General features: G+C 44.1%; 13 protein-coding genes. 8 read left to right on the top strand and 5 right to left on the bottom strand.

Going from position 1 to position 19,932, the window contains the following annotated elements; genetic code table 11:
* Positions 1–18 precede the first annotated feature (18 nt).
* Together M1L62_RS26915 and M1L62_RS26910 are read right to left on the bottom strand one after the other, a co-directional pair.
* A complete protein-coding gene (locus M1L62_RS26915) occupies positions 19–1,029 on the bottom strand; it encodes a PDDEXK nuclease domain-containing protein (protein WP_254562759.1) in 1,011 nt (336 codons plus the stop codon).
* 103 nt (positions 1,030–1,132) lie between these two features.
* Positions 1,133–1,996: an AraC family transcriptional regulator gene (locus M1L62_RS26910; RefSeq protein WP_254562758.1), complete on the bottom strand. Its 864-nt coding sequence runs from the start codon at positions 1,994–1,996 to the stop codon at positions 1,133–1,135.
* Between the two features lie 141 nt (positions 1,997–2,137).
* Here M1L62_RS26910 and M1L62_RS26905 point away from each other — a divergent pair, with 141 nt between their 5' ends.
* A complete protein-coding gene (locus M1L62_RS26905) occupies positions 2,138–2,995 on the top strand; it encodes a sugar phosphate isomerase/epimerase family protein (RefSeq protein ID WP_254562757.1) in 858 nt (285 codons plus the stop codon).
* Between the two features lie 84 nt (positions 2,996–3,079).
* Here M1L62_RS26905 and M1L62_RS26900 read toward each other — a convergent pair whose 3' ends face one another.
* The 3 genes from M1L62_RS26900 to M1L62_RS26890 form a co-directional block, all read right to left on the bottom strand.
* Complete coding sequence (locus M1L62_RS26900; RefSeq protein WP_254562756.1) at positions 3,080–4,510, bottom strand: glycoside hydrolase family 125 protein; 1,431 nt, start codon at positions 4,508–4,510, stop codon at positions 3,080–3,082.
* Between the two features lie 76 nt (positions 4,511–4,586).
* Positions 4,587–5,858 (bottom strand): acyltransferase family protein, encoded by a 1,272-nt coding sequence (locus tag M1L62_RS26895; RefSeq protein ID WP_254562755.1) that lies wholly within the window; start codon positions 5,856–5,858, stop codon positions 4,587–4,589.
* Between the two features lie 100 nt (positions 5,859–5,958).
* Entirely contained in the window at positions 5,959–6,513 is a 555-nt protein-coding gene (locus tag M1L62_RS26890; protein ID WP_254562754.1) for a GNAT family N-acetyltransferase, read from the bottom strand.
* 299 nt (positions 6,514–6,812) lie between these two features.
* On the opposite strand from M1L62_RS26890, the gene M1L62_RS26885 reads away from it, so the two are divergent.
* From M1L62_RS26885 to M1L62_RS26855, 7 genes are all read left to right on the top strand, one after another.
* On the top strand, positions 6,813–7,937 hold the full coding sequence (locus tag M1L62_RS26885) for a Gfo/Idh/MocA family protein (protein ID WP_254562753.1): 1,125 nt from the start codon (positions 6,813–6,815) through the stop codon (positions 7,935–7,937).
* A 103-nt stretch (positions 7,938–8,040) separates the two neighbouring features.
* Entirely contained in the window at positions 8,041–11,766 is a 3,726-nt protein-coding gene (locus M1L62_RS26880; protein ID WP_254562752.1) for a PVC-type heme-binding CxxCH protein, read from the top strand.
* Between the two features lie 335 nt (positions 11,767–12,101).
* Positions 12,102–15,317, top strand: a complete 3,216-nt coding sequence (locus M1L62_RS26875) for a SusC/RagA family TonB-linked outer membrane protein (RefSeq protein WP_254562751.1) — start codon at positions 12,102–12,104, stop codon at positions 15,315–15,317.
* An 11-nt stretch (positions 15,318–15,328) separates the two neighbouring features.
* Entirely contained in the window at positions 15,329–17,179 is a 1,851-nt protein-coding gene (locus tag M1L62_RS26870; RefSeq protein ID WP_254562750.1) for a RagB/SusD family nutrient uptake outer membrane protein, read from the top strand.
* A 6-nt stretch (positions 17,180–17,185) separates the two neighbouring features.
* The gene (locus tag M1L62_RS26865; RefSeq protein WP_254562749.1) at positions 17,186–17,866 is read left to right on the top strand and encodes a DUF3823 domain-containing protein; all 681 of its coding nucleotides are present in this window, start codon (positions 17,186–17,188) and stop codon (positions 17,864–17,866) included.
* A gap of 3 nt (positions 17,867–17,869) precedes the next feature.
* A complete protein-coding gene (locus tag M1L62_RS26860) occupies positions 17,870–18,865 on the top strand; it encodes an arabinan endo-1,5-alpha-L-arabinosidase (RefSeq protein ID WP_254562748.1) in 996 nt (331 codons plus the stop codon).
* A 157-nt stretch (positions 18,866–19,022) separates the two neighbouring features.
* Positions 19,023–19,901: an AraC family transcriptional regulator gene (locus M1L62_RS26855; protein ID WP_254562747.1), complete on the top strand. Its 879-nt coding sequence runs from the start codon at positions 19,023–19,025 to the stop codon at positions 19,899–19,901.
* Positions 19,902–19,932: the final 31 nt, after the last annotated feature.

Below are 19,932 nucleotides of genomic sequence, written 5' to 3'. Positions count from 1 at the left end.
CCTGACGGGGTGCTTCTTTTATTTTGAATCTGTCGTATTGATTTTGTTCATTTCCTCTTTCAACTCCCGCAATAAAACCTCCTCAGAAGGCAAGTACAGCTGATACTTGCTAGCCAGAATCGTTTGGTTATTCTCCGGAAGTGAGATTTTAACAACAGTGTCATTTTTATCGGTGCACAAGAGAATGCCAATGGCCGGATTTTCAAAATCCTGTTTTTCAAACCGGTCATAATAATTGACATACATCTGCAACTGTCCCAGATCCTGATGGGTTAATTTATGGGTCTTTATCTCGAAAAGAACAAAACATTGCAACAGGCGATTGTAAAAAACAAGATCTACAAAAAACTCATCACCGTCGATATGAATCCTCTTTTGCCTGGCAACAAAGGAAAATCCATTACCCAATTCCAACATAAAATCCTGCAAATGGCTTATCAAAGTCGATTCCAGATCCTTTTCATAATAGGAAGCTTTCTGCTTTAATCCCAAAAATTCAAGAACAATAGGATCTTTGATGATATCTTTTGCTTCAAATTGCTGCTTTTCACCTCGTGCTACGGCAAGCACACTTTCTTTGTCATTACTTAAAAGTAGTCTTTCATACAACTGGCTATTTATTTGTCTTTCAAGTTGACGGGATGTCCAGGTATTTTTTGCGCTCTCTAGAATATAATATTCTCTCCGGTCCTCATTTTCAATGGGTAAAAGCAACTTGTAATGAGTCCAGCTGAATTGTGTCCGCAGTGCGGACGCAATTGGAAAAAGTCTGTAAAATTGTCGATATCTTTCCAGTTGTCTGATTGAAAATCCACTTCCAAATTCTGGTTGGAGTACGTTAGCCAAAGATTTTAAAAGGTATGTACCATATTCCGCTCTACTTCTCCCCTGCTGTTCCTCTTCAAAAATACGTTTTCCGATGTGCCAGTACATTAATACCCTGGCATGATCAACTGCGCGGATAGCTGATTCACGACTTTCCAGGATGAGCAGTTTGATTTCCCGAATCAGACTTTTATTTAATTCCATGTCAGTATAGTTTAGGTAATTGTGTCGTGACCAAAACACATGCTTAACCTATTGACGTGAAATCCTACTTTTTGTAACAAACAACAACTAAATGAAACTCCACTCACTCATAATTCCCCTTATACTCCCGCGGCGTATGCCCGATATATCGCTTAAAATTCCTGTTAAAATTGGATAGCGAATCAAAACCGCTGTCATAAGCAATTTGAGCTATGGTCCATTGATCTTCCAAAAGCAGTTTGCAGGCATGCCCAACGCGTATTTCGTTTACAAAATCGATAAAAGTTTTATTCGAACGGGCTTTGAAATAACGGCAGAAAGCGGCCTCACTCATACCGGCCAGCGATGCCACATCACCAAGCCGAATCTCCTGTGCAAAATGCTGAAGAACGTAGTTATGCACCTTCTGCATACGCTCCGTCTCCGAAACTTTGTAGGTATTGACATAACCATAACTGGCAATCGGTGAGCCGCCGGTACCGTGGGCAAGTTTGTCCAAAAGTGTCAGCAATCTTAATATTCCGTGAAACCCTTCCGAATTTCTCAGCTCCAAAAGCTCCTCCCGGATATGGTCGCGCATGACACCTTTGTATTCAATGCCGCGTTTAGAATCAATCAAAAGCTGTTTCAGATGGAGCATTTCCGGCTTTTCAAAAAAATCTTTTCCTAAAAAATCCTCCTGAAAATAAAGCACAACGCCATGCGTAAAAAGCTCTGGACTACCGCCAAAATAAGCCGGGTCACTGCGCCATAAATGCGGGATATCCGGCCCGAGAAAAACGGTATCTCCCGGTTCAAAAGTCTGAATGGAATCGCCGATCAGACGTTTACCTGTGCCTTCCAGTACAGTAAAAAGCTGGTAATGCGGGTGAAAATGCCAGTTTGGATCAAAATGGGATTCTCTTAACTCATGCACGGTCACAGAACGTACCTGGCTCTCGACATTTTTATGGATCGGCGCTTTCATAGGAATATTGACTTATCTGAATTTTGCCAAAATTAATGAACATATTTAAACAAAAGTCAAAATACAGCCAGTTCTAATCAAATGACGGAAAGTATTTAGTATTTTGTTGTTGTAAAATTGTATTAAAAAAAATAACACCGCATGAAGTACAGCATGAATCTCCTCTTATGGGGAAATCAAATTGACGATACTCTTTTTCCAACCCTCGAACTGATTAAAGAAATAGGATTTGATGGCGTAGAGGTACCCATATTCAATACCAATCCTGAGCACTGGTTCAAATTTCGTAAAAAACTGGACGACATTGGGTTATCCTGCGAAACCGATACCATTTGCGGGCCTGACAACCATTTGATCAGCCAGGATCCGGCCATGCGCAAATCCACTTTGGAACACCTTAAACGTGCACTGGATTGCTCTCTGGTTTTAGGGGCGACCAAATTAATGGGGCCATACCACTCTGCTTTGGGCGTTTTCACCGGGCAGCCGGCAACTTCGGATGAATGGAAATGGGGCGTGGATGCGATTCGTGAACTGGCTGACTATGCAGAATCACTCGATATTACGCTCGGACTTGAATATCTGAACCGTTTTGAGCTCTACCTGACAAGCTGCGGAGACGAGCTGATCCGATTTGTGGATGACGTTAACCATCCAAACTGCAAAATCATGTTCGATACTTTTCATGCTAATATTGAAGAAAAAAATATTGGAGATACCATGCGAAAAATGGGTGACAGGATATCTTTCATCCAGCTTTCTGAAAATGACCGCTCGACACCGGGCAAGGGAAATGTCGACTGGGATGGAATATTTGGTGCGATCCGCGACCTGAAATACGATGGATGGATCAGTATGGAGGCATTCAGTCCGAAGTTACCAGTGGCCAATATCTGGCGCAAAATGTTTGAATCTGAGGAACAGCTGATGCGTGACGGCCTGTCATTCATCAAATCAAATATCGAAAATCCACAGATCGCTAAACCGGTCGTATTTTAAGGATTTCGATTTATAACATTTTGCCCGGGTACTTCATGATGACGTATCCGGGCAAATATTTTTTCAACCTCTTTTCGAAAAAAATTAATACACTTTCGCCAGCAAATGAGGCCTTTCTTTTTCAAGTTTTAATATCAATTCTCCAAACAAGGTATTAACCCATGCAAACCATTTGCGTGTGAATTTTGACTGATCGTCTTTGTCAAACGATTCGTGCATAAAACCAGTATTGTTATGCGTGTTTTTAAGCAGCTTCAATTGTGCTTCAATTTCCTTGTCATCCGTAGAAGTGATGGCACGCGCGATGATACCCATAGGCCAGATCTGGTCAATCAGCGTATGCGGACTCCCTAAGCCTTCCCCTGCTTTGCCTTTAAAATAATACGGATTCGAGTCACTCAGAACAAATTTACGTGTGTTAACATAAATCGGATCTTTTGTAGAAACCGTATTCAGATAAGGCATACTGATCAAACCCGGAATACCGGCGTCGTCCATCAGCAAATAGTTGCCAAATCCATCCACTTCAAAGGCATAAATTTTGCTGAATTTCGGATGTGGATATACTGCATATTTTTTCAAAGCATTTTCCACTTCCGTCGCAAGTGCCTTGAATTCAGAAGCCAGTTTTGTTTCCTTCGCAACTTTTTCCAGTATTTCTGCTACTTCACGGAAAGAAACCACGGCAAAGAAATTGGACGGAATGAAAAACGGATAAACTGCCGCATCATCGGAAGGGCGGAAAGTACTTGCAATAAGCCCAACTGGCTTGATCGGATTACCAAAACCGTTACCCGGAACGGTGTCTGTCGACCATGCCGTCACACGACCAAATTTGTAAGGTCCCTGGTTTTCCTTACGTTGCTGCTCTTTACAGGTTTTTAGAATCAACTGCACCGCTTTCAGCCAGTCTGCATCAAAAGGTTTGGTATCACCCGTCGTTTTCCAGTAATTGTAAGACAGACGGATCGTATAACACAACGAATCAAGCTCCCATTTCCGCTCGTGCAGCATCGGCTTCATCTCGGTTTTATCGGTAGTCCATTCGCTTTCCTTCGGCCTGTCGTAGAATGCGTTGGCATACGGATCAATCAGGATACATTTGGTTTGACGGTTGATAAGCCCCGCCACCATTTCCTGGAGCTGGGAATCATCTTTCATCAAAGGCAGATACGGCCAAACCTGCGCAGAACTGTCGCGAAGCCACATGGCGTCAATATCGCCGGTGATTACAAAAGTATCCGGTTTTCCGTCAACAGGCTTAAAATGTACCGTCGTGTCAATGGTATTAGGGAAACAGTTTTCAAACAACCAGGCTAATTCAGGATCTTTGATCACCTTTTTCATTCTCGTTATGGTCGCTTCCACAGCGGTGCTTTTGAAGCTGCGCTGATCTGCTGGAATTCTCACTACCGGAAAATCCGCCGCACTTCCCATCGCAAATGACCAGTTGCCAACAGCAGCTCCCGCCGCAGCCAGTGCACCTGTTTTTAAAAATGTTCTACGTTCTATCATTCTGAAATTAATCGTACTCTGAATTCTTAAAAAATTTTAAAGAAGCAATTTAGGTAAAAAATACGGACACTATTTTCTAAACCTTAAACACCAGTTTATTCCTGTAAAGAATATACAAAATCACAAACCACAGGGTAAGGTATAGGAGCGCATAAGCGAGTGAGGCATTAATCGGGTCCGAAAAAAGCGGAGATAACTGAAACTCATAAAAATAAGCCTGTAAACCGATCGGTTCATTCCCCGGATCAGCGGGATGCCCCACTTTAATGCTGCTCAGAACCCGCGGAATAATCCCGGAGAAGAAAAAAACCACCATCGGGTTTACACCAAAAATGACAAAAAATTTCGTCCAGCCGGAAATCCCCAAAACATCGATCAGGTAATACAGAACAACCAGGCAAAGCGAGGCGAGTCCTGCCGCGTACAACACATAGGAACTCGTCCAAAGCGCCTTATTGATAGGAAAAACAATATTCCAAAGCTGCCCGACAACGATAGCGGACACGGCTGCGATCAACAGATACGATGCTTTTTTGTCCTTGGAAAAAGAGTTTGTCAACAAAGTCCCGACCAAAAGTCCGGCAATACCCGTTCCAATCGCCGGAAGCGTACTGAGAATTCCTTCCGGATCCCAGGTCTCGGAAGTAGCCCACAAATGTCCCGGGAGCAGGTAGTTATCCAGCCAGGCCGCCAGATTAGTACCTTTTTCAAAATTTGGCGTCCCAATGCCGGGAACAGGAATTAACGTCATCAAAGCCCAATATGCCAACAACACCACAACACCGATAATCGCCTGTGTTTTCCAGGTCGTTTTCAGATATAATAAGGACACGATCAGGTAAACAATGGCAATGCGCTGCAAAACACCCGGAATACGTACCGTTTCATAATCAGCAAAACCTCCGAATGCAAGAATCATCATCGTCAGAAAAGCAATAACAGCTGCATAAAATTGAAGTTTCCGGTCATAGTCACTGAACAAGGCCACGACCACAACGGCTGTGATGGTCAGCCTGATGCCGAGAAGCGGTAAACCTTCCAACCCAAAAGCATTGATTTTTGAGAAAAAACTTAAAAACAGACCAAGGCAGAAAATCCTTAACGTTCGGGTTATAATCTTTTGCAGTGTATGAATATTCAGATTTTTACCAGGAGTAGCCAGCACCACCGAAACACCGACAATAAAAAGGAAAGTAGGAAATACCAGATCCGTCGGCGTGCAACCGTGCCACTCCGCATGTAACAGCGGCGAATACACATGCCCCCAATCTCCGGGATTATTGACGATCGTCATGAGAATAATGGTGAGTCCGCGAAGGACATCCAGAGAAATAAGACGAGGTTTCATTCAAAAAAACTTTTATGAGGTTTAGGAAGACACAAGTTACTGTTTTTGAAATGCAGTATCAAAAACGAAGCTAAATCTATTTAGCTGACTAAAATAATCATCAATTCATTTCCCTGACCATGTGATAATACTGATGCCCCATGAAATCTTTCTCGCCTGCCGCCGCGAATCCCAAATTTTCATAAAGTCTTTTGGCAGCGGGATTCTCTAAATCTACGATCAAACCTACGCGGTGGTAACCGAGTTGACGGGCATGTGCACAAAAAGCATTGATCAGCAATTTCCCAATTCCCTTTCCCTGATGATTTGCATGAACATTGACACAATCCAGATAATATTCACCGGCTTCCGTTTCATCATTGGGTGAAAAATCAGGGTCTGATTTATGCAGTTCATCCAGGATCGGCTGCCGTAATGAGCGAAGTAGCTTCCCGTCGTAACCCGTTACAGAACCCACAACGCCGGCTTCATTTTCGAATACCAGCGTGTTAACATAACTATACTGATTGTTATCCTGTCTGAAAAATGCATCAAAAAACGGAATGGCATCTTCATGGTTTTCCGATCGTGCAAATATGCCTGCAATATGCCCCATTGCCAGAATCATCAAGGGCGCCACAGCGGCCGCATCCTCGGGTTTAGCCGGTCTGATCATACTTTATAAGTTACTAAATTTATTTAAAATAATACTGAGTCCGACATTCTCTTATAGCTTTATTTTGCCAAAAAGGAGACAGACATACAAAAACAAGTCAAAATACAGCCAGTACTAATCAAAAGACGTAAAGTTTTTAGCATTATTTTGCTGTAAAATTGTATTGTTAATAAAAGAGCCCAGCATAATACAATTTGCAACGCGAGTTGTAGCGCAAAACGCATCAAAACTTCATGCAAACGCTCAGTATTTAAAACCATAAAAGCTTACAATCCGAATCTTTAATCCTTTACTTTAATATGTCACAAAAAATTAACATTGCTATTGTTGGTCTCGGCTTCGGAGCTGAATTTATCCCTATCTATCAGCGTCACCCCAATGCGAATATGTATGCGATTTGTCAGCGTACAGAGTCAAAATTAAACGCTGTGGGCGATCAATATGGTATCGATGTTCGTTACACAAGTTACGACGACCTTTTGAATGACCCAAAAGTAGATGCGGTTCACATCAACTCGCCTATCCCAAATCACGCGGAACAGACTTTGAAAGCACTACGCGCCGGTAAACACGTAGCTTGTACGGTTCCCATGGCTACCAGCGTTGAGGATTGTCTGGAAATTGTGAAGGCTTGTAAAGAAACCGGCAAAAAGTACATGATGATGGAAACCGTGGTTTATGCACGTGAATTCCTGTTTGTGAAAGAACTTTACGAAAAAGGAGAACTTGGAAAAGTACAGTTCCTGAAAGCAAGTCACCAGCAGGATATGGAAGGATGGCCTGACTACTGGCCAGGTTTGCCTCCGATGCACTATGCAACGCACTGCGTAGGACCTGTGGCAGGTTTGCTTAAACTGGAAGCAGAATATGTTTCTTGTTTCGGATCCGGTACCATCAGTGAAGACCTTGCTAAAATCCATAACTCGCCGTTCGCGGTTGAGTCTGCACATATCAAATTCAAAGACAGCGACTTGTCAGCTTATGTATATCGTTCTCTTTTCGACGTGGCACGCCAGTATCGTGAAAGTTTTGAGGTGTACGGAAGTAAAAAATCTTTTGAATGGCCATTGATCGAAGGCGAAGATCCGGTGATCCACACGGCTAAAAAACCTGAGCATGAAATCGCTGAACATGTAAAAACACCGGATTACGCGCATTTGTTGCCAGAAGAAATCCAGCAATTTACAGGTCACGGTGTTTATGACCTGGATGATAACTCGCACTTGTCATTCGTACAAGGTGGCGGCCACGGAGGCTCTCACCCGCATTTGGCCCACGAATTCCTTACGGCTTTGGTTGAAGGACGCGATCCTTTCCCGAATGCATGGCAGTCGGCAAACTGGACAAGCGTCGGGATTTTGGCTCACGAATCTGCTTTGCAAGGCGGCGCTTTGATTCAGCTGCCTGATTTTAAGAACGCGTAAAATATTGATTTTTGGTGTTCCAAATATTAGGGTGCCTGGCACCGAAAACAAGGTACCGGACACCATAATATTTAAAAGCTTACAAACAATTTTAAATAACTAAATGAAAACCAAAGCCTTATCCTTTTTACTTGGCATTATCCTTTTGGGGTGTGCCGTTCACCAATCCTCACAAAATGCTGTGAGTAAAACCGAGGCCGTCAAAGGCCGCAGGATTGAGGTGCTTTTCCTTGGAGATCACGGACATCATAAGTCCGCCGAGCGTGCACCTCAGATTATGGCTGCTTTGGGACCGAAGGGCATCAATTTCACCTACACGGATGATTTGAATGACCTTAATCCTGAAACACTGAACAAATACGATGCGTTAATGCTTTATGCAAACTGGGACTCCATTGCGCCTCAGCAGGCAAAAGCATTACTTGACTATGTAGCCAGCGGAAAAGGATTTATTCCGGTACACTGTGCTTCCTACTGTTTCCGCAACAATCCTGAGGTTGTAAAACTGATGGGCGGACAGTTCTGGAGACACACCTGGGATACCATCCAGCCTGTCTGGACTAAACCGGATCATCCTGCGATTGCGGGTGTAAAACCTTTCAAAACGGTTGACGAAACGTATTTACACACCTTGTTGCAACCCGACAATATCGTTCTTACTGAACGTATTATCCAGAAAGATCAGGCGAAAGATAAGCCGGGCGTAGAGAAAGAGCCTTATACCTGGGTTCGTACCCACGGAAAAGGACGTGTTTTTTACACCGCTTATGGACATGACGAACGCACCTGGGCACTTCCAGGCTTTCATGACCTGATCGAAAAAGGAATTCTTTGGGCTGTAAACGACGACACCAGGAAGGCTTTCGCGGCTTTGGCACCGAAACCTTTTGAATACAGAGAGGCTAAACTTCCAAACTATGAGCAACGCCCTGGCCCGCAACTCCAGCAATTGCCGCTTTCTCCTGAGGAGTCGGTAAAACATATCCAGATTCCTGTTGATTTCACGCTGGATGTCTTTGCACATGAGCCTGACGTAATGCACCCGATCGCAATGACATGGGATGAGCGCGGCAGATTATTCGTGTTGATCACCAAAGATTATCCGAACGAAAGAAAGGATACCGGCGGCAGTGACTATATTCTGATCTGCGAAGACACGGATAAAGATGGAAAAGCGGATAAATTCACTAAGTTTTCGGATGATTTGAGTATCCCGACCGGCCTTGTATTTGCCAATGGCGGTTTGATCGTTTCTCAGGCACCCCATATGTTGTTCCTTCAGGATACCAATGGTGACGACAAAGCTGACGTGAAGAAAGTCCTTTTCAGCGGTTTTGGAACGGGAGACACGCATGCAGGACCATCCAACCTGCATTATGGGTTTGATAACTGGGTTTATGGATCGGTAGGTTATTCAGGATTCAAAGGAAAGGTTGGCAAAAGCGAGCAGCTTGATTTCGGGCAGGCTCTTTTCCGTTTCAAACCAGACGGTTCGGATATGGAAGTGGTTGCAAAAACATCCAACAATACCTGGGGATTAGGTTTCAACGAAGCAGGTGATTTGTTTGGTTCTACCGCCAATAACTCGCACGGATGGTACAGTGCCATTCCAAACCGTTATTTCGGAGCGAGCAAAGTGGATAACGGAAGCCGCAGCACCGATACACATAAAGATATGCAGCCGATCACCCCAAAAGTTCGTCAGGTTGACGTATTTGGCGGCTTTACTGCTGCTGCGGGACACAATTTTTACACTGCCCGTGCATTCCCTAAGAAATACTGGAATAATGTTGCCTTCGTTTCTGAACCGACAGGACATATTCTGCACCAGAATTTCATGGCGAAAAAAGGTACAGATTATGAGGATAACCTTGGCTTCAACCTTCTTGCCGGAGCTGATGAATGGGTTGCTCCTGTGTTTGCAGAAGTAGGTCCGGACGGAGCCGTTTGGGTTGCCGACTGGTATAGCTACATCATCCAGCATAACCCTACACCAAAAGGATCTGACAACGGTGCCGGTAATGCTTACGAAACGCCTTTGAGAGATTTTACGCATGGCCGTTTATACCGTATTGCCTACAAAAAAGCACCTGCTTATACGCCGGTTTCTTTAAGCAAAAGTCGTCCGGAAGAATTGGTGGCTACTTTGAAAAATACCAATATGTTATGGAGACGCCATGCACAAAGATTATTGGTTGAACGTGGACAAAAGGATGTCGTTCCTCAGTTGATCGCCTTGGTAAACGACAAATCGGTTGACGAAGTTGGACTGAACACGCCTGCCATTCATGCTTTGTGGACACTGCAAGGACTTAATGCGATTGAAGATCCACAAGTTCTGGCGGCTGTAACGGCTGCTTTGAAACATCCAAGTAATGCAGTGCGTAAAACAGCGGTTCAGGTATTACCACGCAACGCTGCAACAGCCAAAACATTACTTGCTGTTGATGCACTACACGATAAAGAACCGTTGGTGATATTAAACGCCCTATTGGCTTTCAGTGAAATTCCATTGACGCCGGAAGTTGAAACAGCTGTTTTAGGACTTTTAGATACTTATGCACAAGCGGATGACCGCTGGATGCCGGATGCCTTCGCTGCTATTCTGAATGCACATGATGGCAAACTTCGTAAGAAATATCTGGCTGACCGTGTAAATAAAGCGGGTTCTCAAAAAGCGACTGGCGACAATTCTAAAAAAGCGGCCATGGATCATTCATCGATGAACCATGATAACCACACCGCCAGCAAAGTAACAGTTCAGGGTTCTGCGGAACTTGCGATCACCAATATCTCCATCGAGCCGGCCACGCCTTATGTACGTGAATATGCCAAGGTGGTTATTGAAATTACAAACCAGGGAAGCGTTGCCGTTCCAAAAGAACTTGTTCCGGTTGTCAACGTAGGGATCAGAAGCCGTTCTTTGAACAGCAATTATGTTAGCCGTCAGCTTACGAATGGTATCGCTCCTGGCGAAACCATTAAACTGACAGAAGGCAATAACGGGCCATGGAGAAGCACATTCGGATTTACTTCCGATGAAGCCGGAAAGGTAACCGTAACCGCGACAGTAGATGTGGATAACGTGGTTCCTGAAAAAGACGAGAACAAAAACAACACGTTAAGCAAATCATTTGAAGTAAAACGTCTTGATCGTTTATCAGACTTTGCGTTGGAAAGGGCCACGCGCGGGTTTACATCTTATGCTTCTGGTAACGAGGTTATTGAACTGATCAAAACAGCGGAATCTCTTGATCCACAAGGCAGAAATGCTGTCTTGAAAGGTGTACTTGGTGCCTGGAACCCTAAACGCAAAGAAACGGCTACGGATGCAGACCGTACTTTACTGGCATCGGTAAAAGGTAATATTCAGGATGACCTGAGTGCGAAGTTCACGACATTAATGGAATCTTATGGCATTAAGGACGAGGTTGCTTCGGATCCTAATGTTCAGATCGTTCGCATCAAAGCGATCCGTGAGGAGATGAAATTCAGCGTTACAGAATTTACAGCGGTGGCAGGAAAAACAGTTGAAATTATTTTTGAAAATCCTGATGCCATGCAGCACAACATTGTGGTTGGAAAACCAAAAACCACAGCCATTATCGGTGCTGCTGCTGATAAAATGATCACAGCAAAAGATGGTGCTGAGAAAAATTACGTACCCAATATCCCGCAGATCATTGCGGCGACACCACTGGTTAACCCTGAACAAACGTATCGTTTGAAATTCGTGGTACCGAAAGAAGTGGGTGATTATCCTTACGTCTGCACATTCCCAGGTCACTGGCGTTTGATGACGGGAGTTATGAAAGTAGTAAAAGAATAACATTCAAAAGGCCGTTGCTCAACGGCAACGGCCTTTTTTACATAGCATCTGGAACAGATTTACGATCATAATTTCACATCAACGCTAATTGCCTATGAAAATATCATAAACCAGCAACGCAAATGACGTTTATACATTAACGTTCCAAAAGCGAATCTCATTCACACCCTAGAAACGTACTAAGAAAGCCTCAGAACAACATTCCGTCGGGATATTGTAATGGGAAAAGTACTGCCGATTTTAAATATGATTATAACAATATTTATTTGATCAATACAAATAAATATCAACAAGAACACTGCTTACTATCTCATCTCTAATTTAATTTTTACACAATGGAAAAACGTAACGGATATCCGGAATGGGGTATTTCCAAAACCCTTGGCGTTTTATTAGCTGCCGCCTGTCTGTGCCCGCAGGAAACGCTGGCGCGCAGACATACCGATTTATTACACAAAAGCTCCATCGCTTATGCTTCTAAAAATTACCTCGAAAAAACAATTTCAGGAAAGGTCATTGATGAAAACAGTAATCCGTTACCCGGCGTCAGTATTATTGTAAAAGGTACTCAGGTAGGAACAAGCACCAGTGCCGACGGAACATTTTCTCTTAACGTAGCCAACGATGCACAAACACTGACATTTTCGTTCATCGGTTATACCTCCCAAGACGTCGCCATCGGTAACCAGACTTCCGTCAACGTTATCCTCTTGCCAAGCAATGAGGAGTTGCGCGAGGTAATTGTAGTAGGTTATGGCACCCAGTCCGCCGCGACCGTAACCGGTGCCGTTAGTAATATTCAGGCAAAAGATTTGGTCAGGACTCCATCCATCGGTACCTCCGATGCACTTGTTGGCAGAGTTCAGGGTATAACGGCTCGTAAAGCAGATGCACGCCCGGGGAATTCAACTTCCATCCAGATCCGGAACATGGGAACACCGCTTTATGTCATTGACGGGATCCCATCGGATGCTGCCAACTTTAACAACCTTGGCCAAAATGATATCGAGAGCATTTCCATCCTGAAAGATGCCTCGGCAGCTATTTATGGATTACGTGCTGCCAACGGGGTTATTCTGGTTACGACAAAAAGAGGAAAAGCAGGTGACGGACCGGCCAAGATCAGCCTTTCCGGTTACTATGGTTTGCAGAATTTTACGCGTTATCCCAAACCGGCCAATGCCTACCAGCACATGCGGGGCCTTGTCGAATCTGACGTGAACCAGGGGCGTACGCCTTCCATCACACCGGAAGAACTTGCGAAATGGAAAGCCGGAACCGAAAAGGGATATCAGAGTTTTGACTATTACAAAATGGTGATGCGCCCGAATGTGCCACAGTATTACGGCAGCGCAAACGTATCGGGAGGAACAGAAAAAATCAGCTACTATCTTTCCTTTGGACATTTGAACCAGGATGCTTTAATCAAAGATTATAACTTTAAACGAACCAATATCCAGGCCAACATTGAATCTCACGTTACTAAAAGGTTGAAAGTAGGCTCCCAGATCAGCGGGCGGATTGAGAAACGTTTTCAGGTGGGTGTACCCGGTCTGGACGATTACTTCAATCCTTTCCTGAGTATTTTCACCATGTGGCCTACCGAACGCCCCTATGCAAACGATAATCCGAAATACATCAACCAAACGCATAATGTGAACGTCAATCCGGCTACTTACAAAAAGGATATTACCGGATACATCGATGAACTGACCCGCGTTGTCAAAGGTAATTTTTATGCGGAATATGACTTTGATTTTGGTCTGAAAGCAAAAGGAACCTATTCTTATGGCTTCACCAATTTCGATTTTGACGGTTTTGAATATACTTACGACGCGTATAAATACAATACTGAAAAAGACACCTACGATGTCGTTGTGGGAGGCGGTAACCAAAATCCCTGGAGAGAACGTCGTAAGCGTAATATTGTTGACCGTTTTGCCCAGTTTCAGTTGAGTTACAACAAGCAGTTTGGCAATCATGATATCTCCGCAGTGGCAGCCTATGAGCAGTCGGATAACGTCAACAACTACATGATTGTGCATACCGTTCCGCCCAACAACTACATCCCGCTGATGTCATTTGCCAATCAGGATTATCTTTTGGACGAATGGAACACGGAGGCCCGTGCAGGATACATTGGCCGTGTTAACTACGCGTTCAAACAAAAATACCTGGTGGAAGCTGTTGGCCGTTATGATGGTTCGTTTTTATATGCACCCGGAAAACGTTTCGGATTTTTCCCGGGTGTATCTGCCGGATGGCGTATTTCTGAGGAAGATTTCTTCAAAGGAAAACTGGAAAATGTTTTCAGTAACTTAAAAATCAGAGCTTCTTATGGCCGCACCGGTAGCGACCGCCTGACGCACCTGCCTAACGATCCTTTTGTTGTCGACCCGTTCAGTTATTTGTCTGGATATAATTTCTTACAGGGAAGCGCGATTTTTAACGGAACCTACAACATTGGTGTTCGTCCACGTGGATTACCCGTTACAACGTTATCCTGGATCACAAACGTTTCGACTAACATCGGTATTGATTTCGGCTTAATTGGCGGAAAACTTACCGGACAGGTCGATCTTTTCCAACGTAAACGCGAGGGACTGCCTGCCGCCCGTTATGACGTTTTACTTCCTTCCGAGGTGGGTTATTCCTTACCTAACGAAAACCTGAACTCGGATGTGAACAAAGGTATCGAAGCCGTATTGACTTATAAAAGCTCGGTTGGTCAGGTTGATTACACTTTCAGCGCCAACGCTACTTTATCACGTCGTAAGGATCTTGATTTTTACAAACCGCGTTTCGGAAACTCTTACAACGAATACCGCGATTCCTTTGTTGACCGTTGGGGAAATATCAACTGGGGATATCAGGTTGAAGGCCAGTTCCAGTCGCAGCAACAAATTGAAAACCATAAAATCGATAACGACGGACAAGGTAACAGAACACAATTGCCTGGTGACTTTATTTACAAGGATATCAACGGTGACGGAGTTATCAACAATTTGGATGAAAGACCGATCGGTTTTGCAGAAGGTGCAAACCCTTATATGAGTTTTGCCTTCAACGGAAGTTTGGCTTACAAAGGCTTTTCGCTGTTTTTCGATTTTGCAGGCGCTTCATTGCAGAGTTTCCAGCGTAACTGGGAGTTGAAAATCCCATATCAGAACAACGGAACCTCACCACACTTTATGTTGGAAGACCGCTGGCATCGTGAAGATCCGTTCGATCCGAACAGCAAATGGATTTCCGGAACTTACCCTGCTCTGAGAAAAGATAACACGAGCCACGTCAATTTCCGTAAAAGTGATTTCTGGATCACCAACGTACGTTATATCCGTCTTCGTAACATCGAACTTGGCTACAATTTTGATCCGAAACTTTCCAAAAAAATCGGATTGTCAGCGCTTCGGGTTTATGTGAATGCGACCAATTTGTTCTCCATCGACAACGTGAAGAAATATGAAATCGACCCGGAAATTTCCTCGGGAAATGCTTTGGTATACCCACAGCAGCGCCTGTTGAATATCGGTTTCAATCTTACCTTTTAATCTGAATTCCTATGCAACGATTATCAAAACATATCCTTTTTGTTCTTGTGCTGTTATTCCTTTCGGGATGTGCAGAGAACTGGCTGGACAGACAGCCGCAGAACCTAATTCTGGAAGAACAGGTCTGGAACGATCCGAAAATGATCACGGGTTTGCTCGCAAACTATTACGATCGCTTACCGGCCCACACTTCCCTGACAACCGGTTGGGCTGACTTTGCCAACTACGATGAAGCCATGTGGTCGAATAATGATGACGCGAGAAACAACATTGTCTCATACCAGTTCTCTCTCTGGCAGTACTGGGATTATGGCCTGGTCCGTGACATAAACCTTGCGATCGAAAATATTGAGAAATTTGGCACATCGCTATCTGCTACGCAAAAAAGCCAGTTTTCAGCCGAACTTCGTTTTGTGAGAGCATTTGTCTACTTCGATCTTGTGAAAAGAATGGGCGGTGTACCAATCGTGACCAAACAATTGATCTATGATTTTAACGGAGATCCGTCGTATTTACAGCAGCCACGCAACAAGGAAGAAGAAGTATATGACTTCATCGGCGCTGAATTGGATGCAGTCAAAGAACTATTGGGAAATGCAGGAAGCAACACCCGCGCCAATAAATTTACGGCGATGGCACTGAAAAGCCGTGCGATGCTTTATGCTGCATCTATCGCAAAATACAACGGAAAAATGGCTTCACCGATCTCAACACCGGGTGGCGAAGTTGGAATTCCAGCGGCACGCGCGAACGACTACTATGCAAAAGCCCTGGCCGCATCGGAAGAAGTTATCAACAGCGGCAACTACCGGCTTTATAAAACAAACCCAAATCTGGGTGAAAACTTCTATGACGCGATCACGAAAAAATCGGCGAATCAGGAAATCATTCTTGCGCAGGATTTCCTCGTAAGCAAGGACAAAAGACACGGTTTTACCTATGATAATATTGCCCGGAACGTGCGAGAAGATAACCTTTCGTCGTCGTCTATCACGCCTTCTTTAAATCTGGTAGAAGATTATGAATATCTGGACGGAACTTCCGGCGAACTTCGTACAAAAAATACTGGTGGTTCTGATTACGTTTATTATGACAACCCACAGGATATTTTTGCGAACAAAGACGCCCGTCTTTACGGCACCATTATTTATCCGGGAACATCATTCAGAGGAACGCCTGTGCAAATTCAGGCTGGTGTGAAATTATGGAATGCAACCACCAACAGTTTCCAGAATGTTGAATCCAATACCCTTGGCTCAACTTATGACGACGGTGGTTTGTTAACCGGTTCATCCGGCCCTCAGCGTTCTCAGACGGAAGTAACCAACTCTGGTTTTTATCTAAGAAAATACGTCGATCAGACTGCTATGTCCAGTACGCGTGGTATCCGCAGTGATATGTGGTGGGTACGCTTCCGTTTGGGTGAAATTTATTTGAACGCCAGTGAAGCAGCCCTGGAACTTGGAAAAACGGCCGATGCGATAAAATACGTGAATGTTGTACGTGAAAGAGCAGGTTTCGGTGTAAGCAGCCTGAAAACCCTCACGCTGGAAAAACTTCAGAACGAACGCCGTGTTGAGCTGGCTTTTGAAGATCACCGCGTTTGGGATTTGAAAAGATGGAGAATCGCCCATGAAGTATGGAATGGAAACGCATCAAATCCTGATGCGATGATTTACGCATTATATCCATACCGCGTCGTGCGTCCCGGACATGCAACGCATGGCAAATATGTTTTTGACAAGATCGTCGCACCGCGTTTCCGCGCACCACGGTTCTTCCAGATGGGAAATTATTATTCTGCCATCGCCCAGTCCGTTATCGACAACAATCCAAAAATCGTCCGTAATCCATTCCATTGATACGATATGAAAACTAAAATATTAGCTTTTTTAGTACTGGCCAGCTGGGTCATGCTAACCGGCTGCGAAAAAGACAACTATCAGCAGCCCAAATCCGTTTTGAAAGGTCGAATTGTCCACGACGGGCAGATTATCGGACTAAGATCCAATGGTGTACAGCTGGAATTGTGGCAGCATGGTTATCAGTTATTTACCAAAATCCCGGTTTACATTCAACAGGACGGTACTTTTTCTGCAAGTCTTTTTGACGGAAATTACAAACTGGTAAGACTCAGAGGAAACGGGCCATGGATCGACAATTCCGACTCAATCGATATCCAGCTTAAAGGATCCATGGAACTGGACGTCCCTGTAACCCCCTATTTTGTTTTCAAAAATGATACCTATCAAAAAGGAGAAAAGGCAGTTTCGGCTACCTTCAATTTGCAGCAGGTGAATACTTCCCGCCAGATTGAACGGGTAAATTTATATGTAGGCACCACCACCATTGTTGACGCAAACAACAATGCAGGAAATGTGCAAAAGATAGCAGCAGACCTGACGGACCTGACGAAACCTGTTACACTCACTGCTCCGCTTTCAGCAGCCCTCGCGAGCCGGGAATATGTCTTTGTCAGACTGGGTGTAAAAACGGCCGGTGTAGGAGAGATGCTTTTCGGAGCACCGCAAAAAATCCAATTGAAATAAAATATGAAAAAGCATATCGCTTTTTTCTTCATGCTGATCCTGAGCGCCGGTATTTGCGGTGCTCAGGATTCCTTGCAACAGGACATTCCTGTACATGATCCCGTCATGACACGGCAAGACGGGATTTACTACCTTTTTGCCACCGGAAATGGAATCAGTTGCTGGTCTTCCAAAGACATGAAAAACTGGAAAAAGGAAAAACCGGTATTCAGTGCTCCGCCCGCTTGGGCGGTTCAGGCTGTTCCGGGATTTAAGGGGCACATCTGGGCTCCCGATATTTTCTATTTTAACGGGTTATACCATCTCTATTATTCAATTTCAACGTTTGGAAAAAACCGGTCCTGTATCGGACTGGCGACCAATAAGACCTTACACCCCGCAAGTCCTGATTATCAATGGACAGATCATGGCAAAATTATTGAATCCGTGCCGGGAAGAGATGAATGGAATGCCATTGACCCAAACCTGGTCCTGGATGAAAATCAGCAGCCCTGGCTCACTTTCGGTTCGTTCTGGAATGGACTGAAACTGGTAAAATTATCGGATAACGCACAGGAAATTGCTCAGTATCCGCAGCGCTGGTACACCATCGCCAGTGCTCCCCAGCATCAGCCGGGCGATGAACCAGCCGCTACGAACAAAGCCATTGAAGCACCCTTTATCTTCAAAAAAGGAAATTACTATTACCTTTTCGCATCGTATGATTATTGTTGTAAAGCAGAAAAAAGTACTTACAAAATGCGTGTGGGACGTTCGGAACAACTCACCGGCCCCTATCTGGACAAGGATCAGAAACCCATGACAAAAGGTGGCGGTTCGCTGATTTTGGAAGGTGATACCCAATGGTATGGGGTTGGACATAACGCTGTCTGCACTTTTGACGGGAAAGATTTTTTGATTTTCCACGGATACGATGCCAGCGACAAGGGACGTTCTAAACTACGGATTGAGGAGCTGACCTGGGACACAAGTAACTGGCCAAGTGTAAAAAGTAAGTAGTATCCCAACCATCAGAAATGGCATATCAGCCTTAATTGAAATAAAACATTTTGTGACAGGACATTTCATTGCTTCTCACATAAAAAACCTGTCTTTAAGAAAACCATGTCCGACCATTTGCTAAATTTACCTTCGACACCGAGATAATCCCACCTGCATGAAAGTAGTACAGTTCACCATTCCCGTTGCAAAAGAAAGTACCATTGTGGTTCAGGATAATATTATTCCACATTTTTACAATCACCTGCACAGGCACCCTGAAATTCAGATTACCTGGATCAAGGAAGGTGAAGGTATGCTCATTGCTGGGAATTACATGCAGCGTTTCAAAGCGGGGGATGTTTACATTATCGGCGCAAACCAATCACATGTTTTTAAAAGTGACGAGGTTTATTACGATCCGGAGCAGAATAAGGACGTTCACGAAATTTCTTTTTTCTTTAATCCTGACCACCTTTTTCAGAACATCTTACGGCTGCCAGAAATGGGTGTTATCCGAAAATTTGTCGAGGGAGTACATAACGGTTTGCAGCTTCCTGAAAGCTCTTATGACATGATCAAAAAGATTATGACGGAGATCATGAGCAGTGCGGATAGCTTACGGATTGCTTCATTTATCCATTTACTGCATTCGTTTTCAACACTTAAAAACGTCAAACCCTTATCTACAAATAATAACGAACAGATTATTTCTGATGTGGAAGGGATCCGGATGGACCAGATTTTCCAGTACGTTGTGGGCAATTACAAAAATCACATCACATTAACGGAAATCGCCTCGGTAGCCAATCTGACGCCACAGGCTTTTTGCCGCTATTTTAAAAAACATACTGATAAAACGTTTGTCAGTTTCCTCAATGAAGTCCGCGTAAATGAAGCCTGCAAGATTGTCGTTTCAGGTAAGTTCGACAGCTTTTCTGATGTGTCTTATCAGACAGGATTTGATAATGTTACCAATTTTAATCGTGTCTTCAAGAAAACCATTGGCAAATCGCCCCGTGAATACCACCGCGATTTTTTCAAGAAGCTGCTTTAATCTCCTTGTTTTATTATAAATATCTTTACCG

This window comes from Dyadobacter diqingensis, assembly GCF_024220585.1.
Lineage (GTDB): Bacteria > Bacteroidota > Bacteroidia > Cytophagales > Spirosomataceae > Dyadobacter > Dyadobacter diqingensis.
This window is presented reverse-complemented; position numbering and strand designations above follow the sequence as displayed.

Coding starts and splice junctions, on each gene's coding strand:
- M1L62_RS26915 (WP_254562759.1), bottom strand. CDS start 1,029: ATGGAATTAAATAAAAGTCTGATTCGGGAAATCAAACTGCTCATCCTG.
- M1L62_RS26860 (WP_254562748.1), top strand. CDS start 17,870: ATGAAAAAGCATATCGCTTTTTTCTTCATGCTGATCCTGAGCGCCGGT.
- M1L62_RS26870 (WP_254562750.1), top strand. CDS start 15,329: ATGCAACGATTATCAAAACATATCCTTTTTGTTCTTGTGCTGTTATTC.
- M1L62_RS26900 (WP_254562756.1), bottom strand. CDS start 4,510: ATGATAGAACGTAGAACATTTTTAAAAACAGGTGCACTGGCTGCGGCG.
- M1L62_RS26855 (WP_254562747.1), top strand. CDS start 19,023: ATGAAAGTAGTACAGTTCACCATTCCCGTTGCAAAAGAAAGTACCATT.
- M1L62_RS26880 (WP_254562752.1), top strand. CDS start 8,041: ATGAAAACCAAAGCCTTATCCTTTTTACTTGGCATTATCCTTTTGGGG.
- M1L62_RS26885 (WP_254562753.1), top strand. CDS start 6,813: ATGTCACAAAAAATTAACATTGCTATTGTTGGTCTCGGCTTCGGAGCT.
- M1L62_RS26890 (WP_254562754.1), bottom strand. CDS start 6,513: ATGATCAGACCGGCTAAACCCGAGGATGCGGCCGCTGTGGCGCCCTTG.
- M1L62_RS26865 (WP_254562749.1), top strand. CDS start 17,186: ATGAAAACTAAAATATTAGCTTTTTTAGTACTGGCCAGCTGGGTCATG.
- M1L62_RS26895 (WP_254562755.1), bottom strand. CDS start 5,858: ATGAAACCTCGTCTTATTTCTCTGGATGTCCTTCGCGGACTCACCATT.
- M1L62_RS26905 (WP_254562757.1), top strand. CDS start 2,138: ATGAAGTACAGCATGAATCTCCTCTTATGGGGAAATCAAATTGACGAT.
- M1L62_RS26875 (WP_254562751.1), top strand. CDS start 12,102: ATGGAAAAACGTAACGGATATCCGGAATGGGGTATTTCCAAAACCCTT.
- M1L62_RS26910 (WP_254562758.1), bottom strand. CDS start 1,996: ATGAAAGCGCCGATCCATAAAAATGTCGAGAGCCAGGTACGTTCTGTG.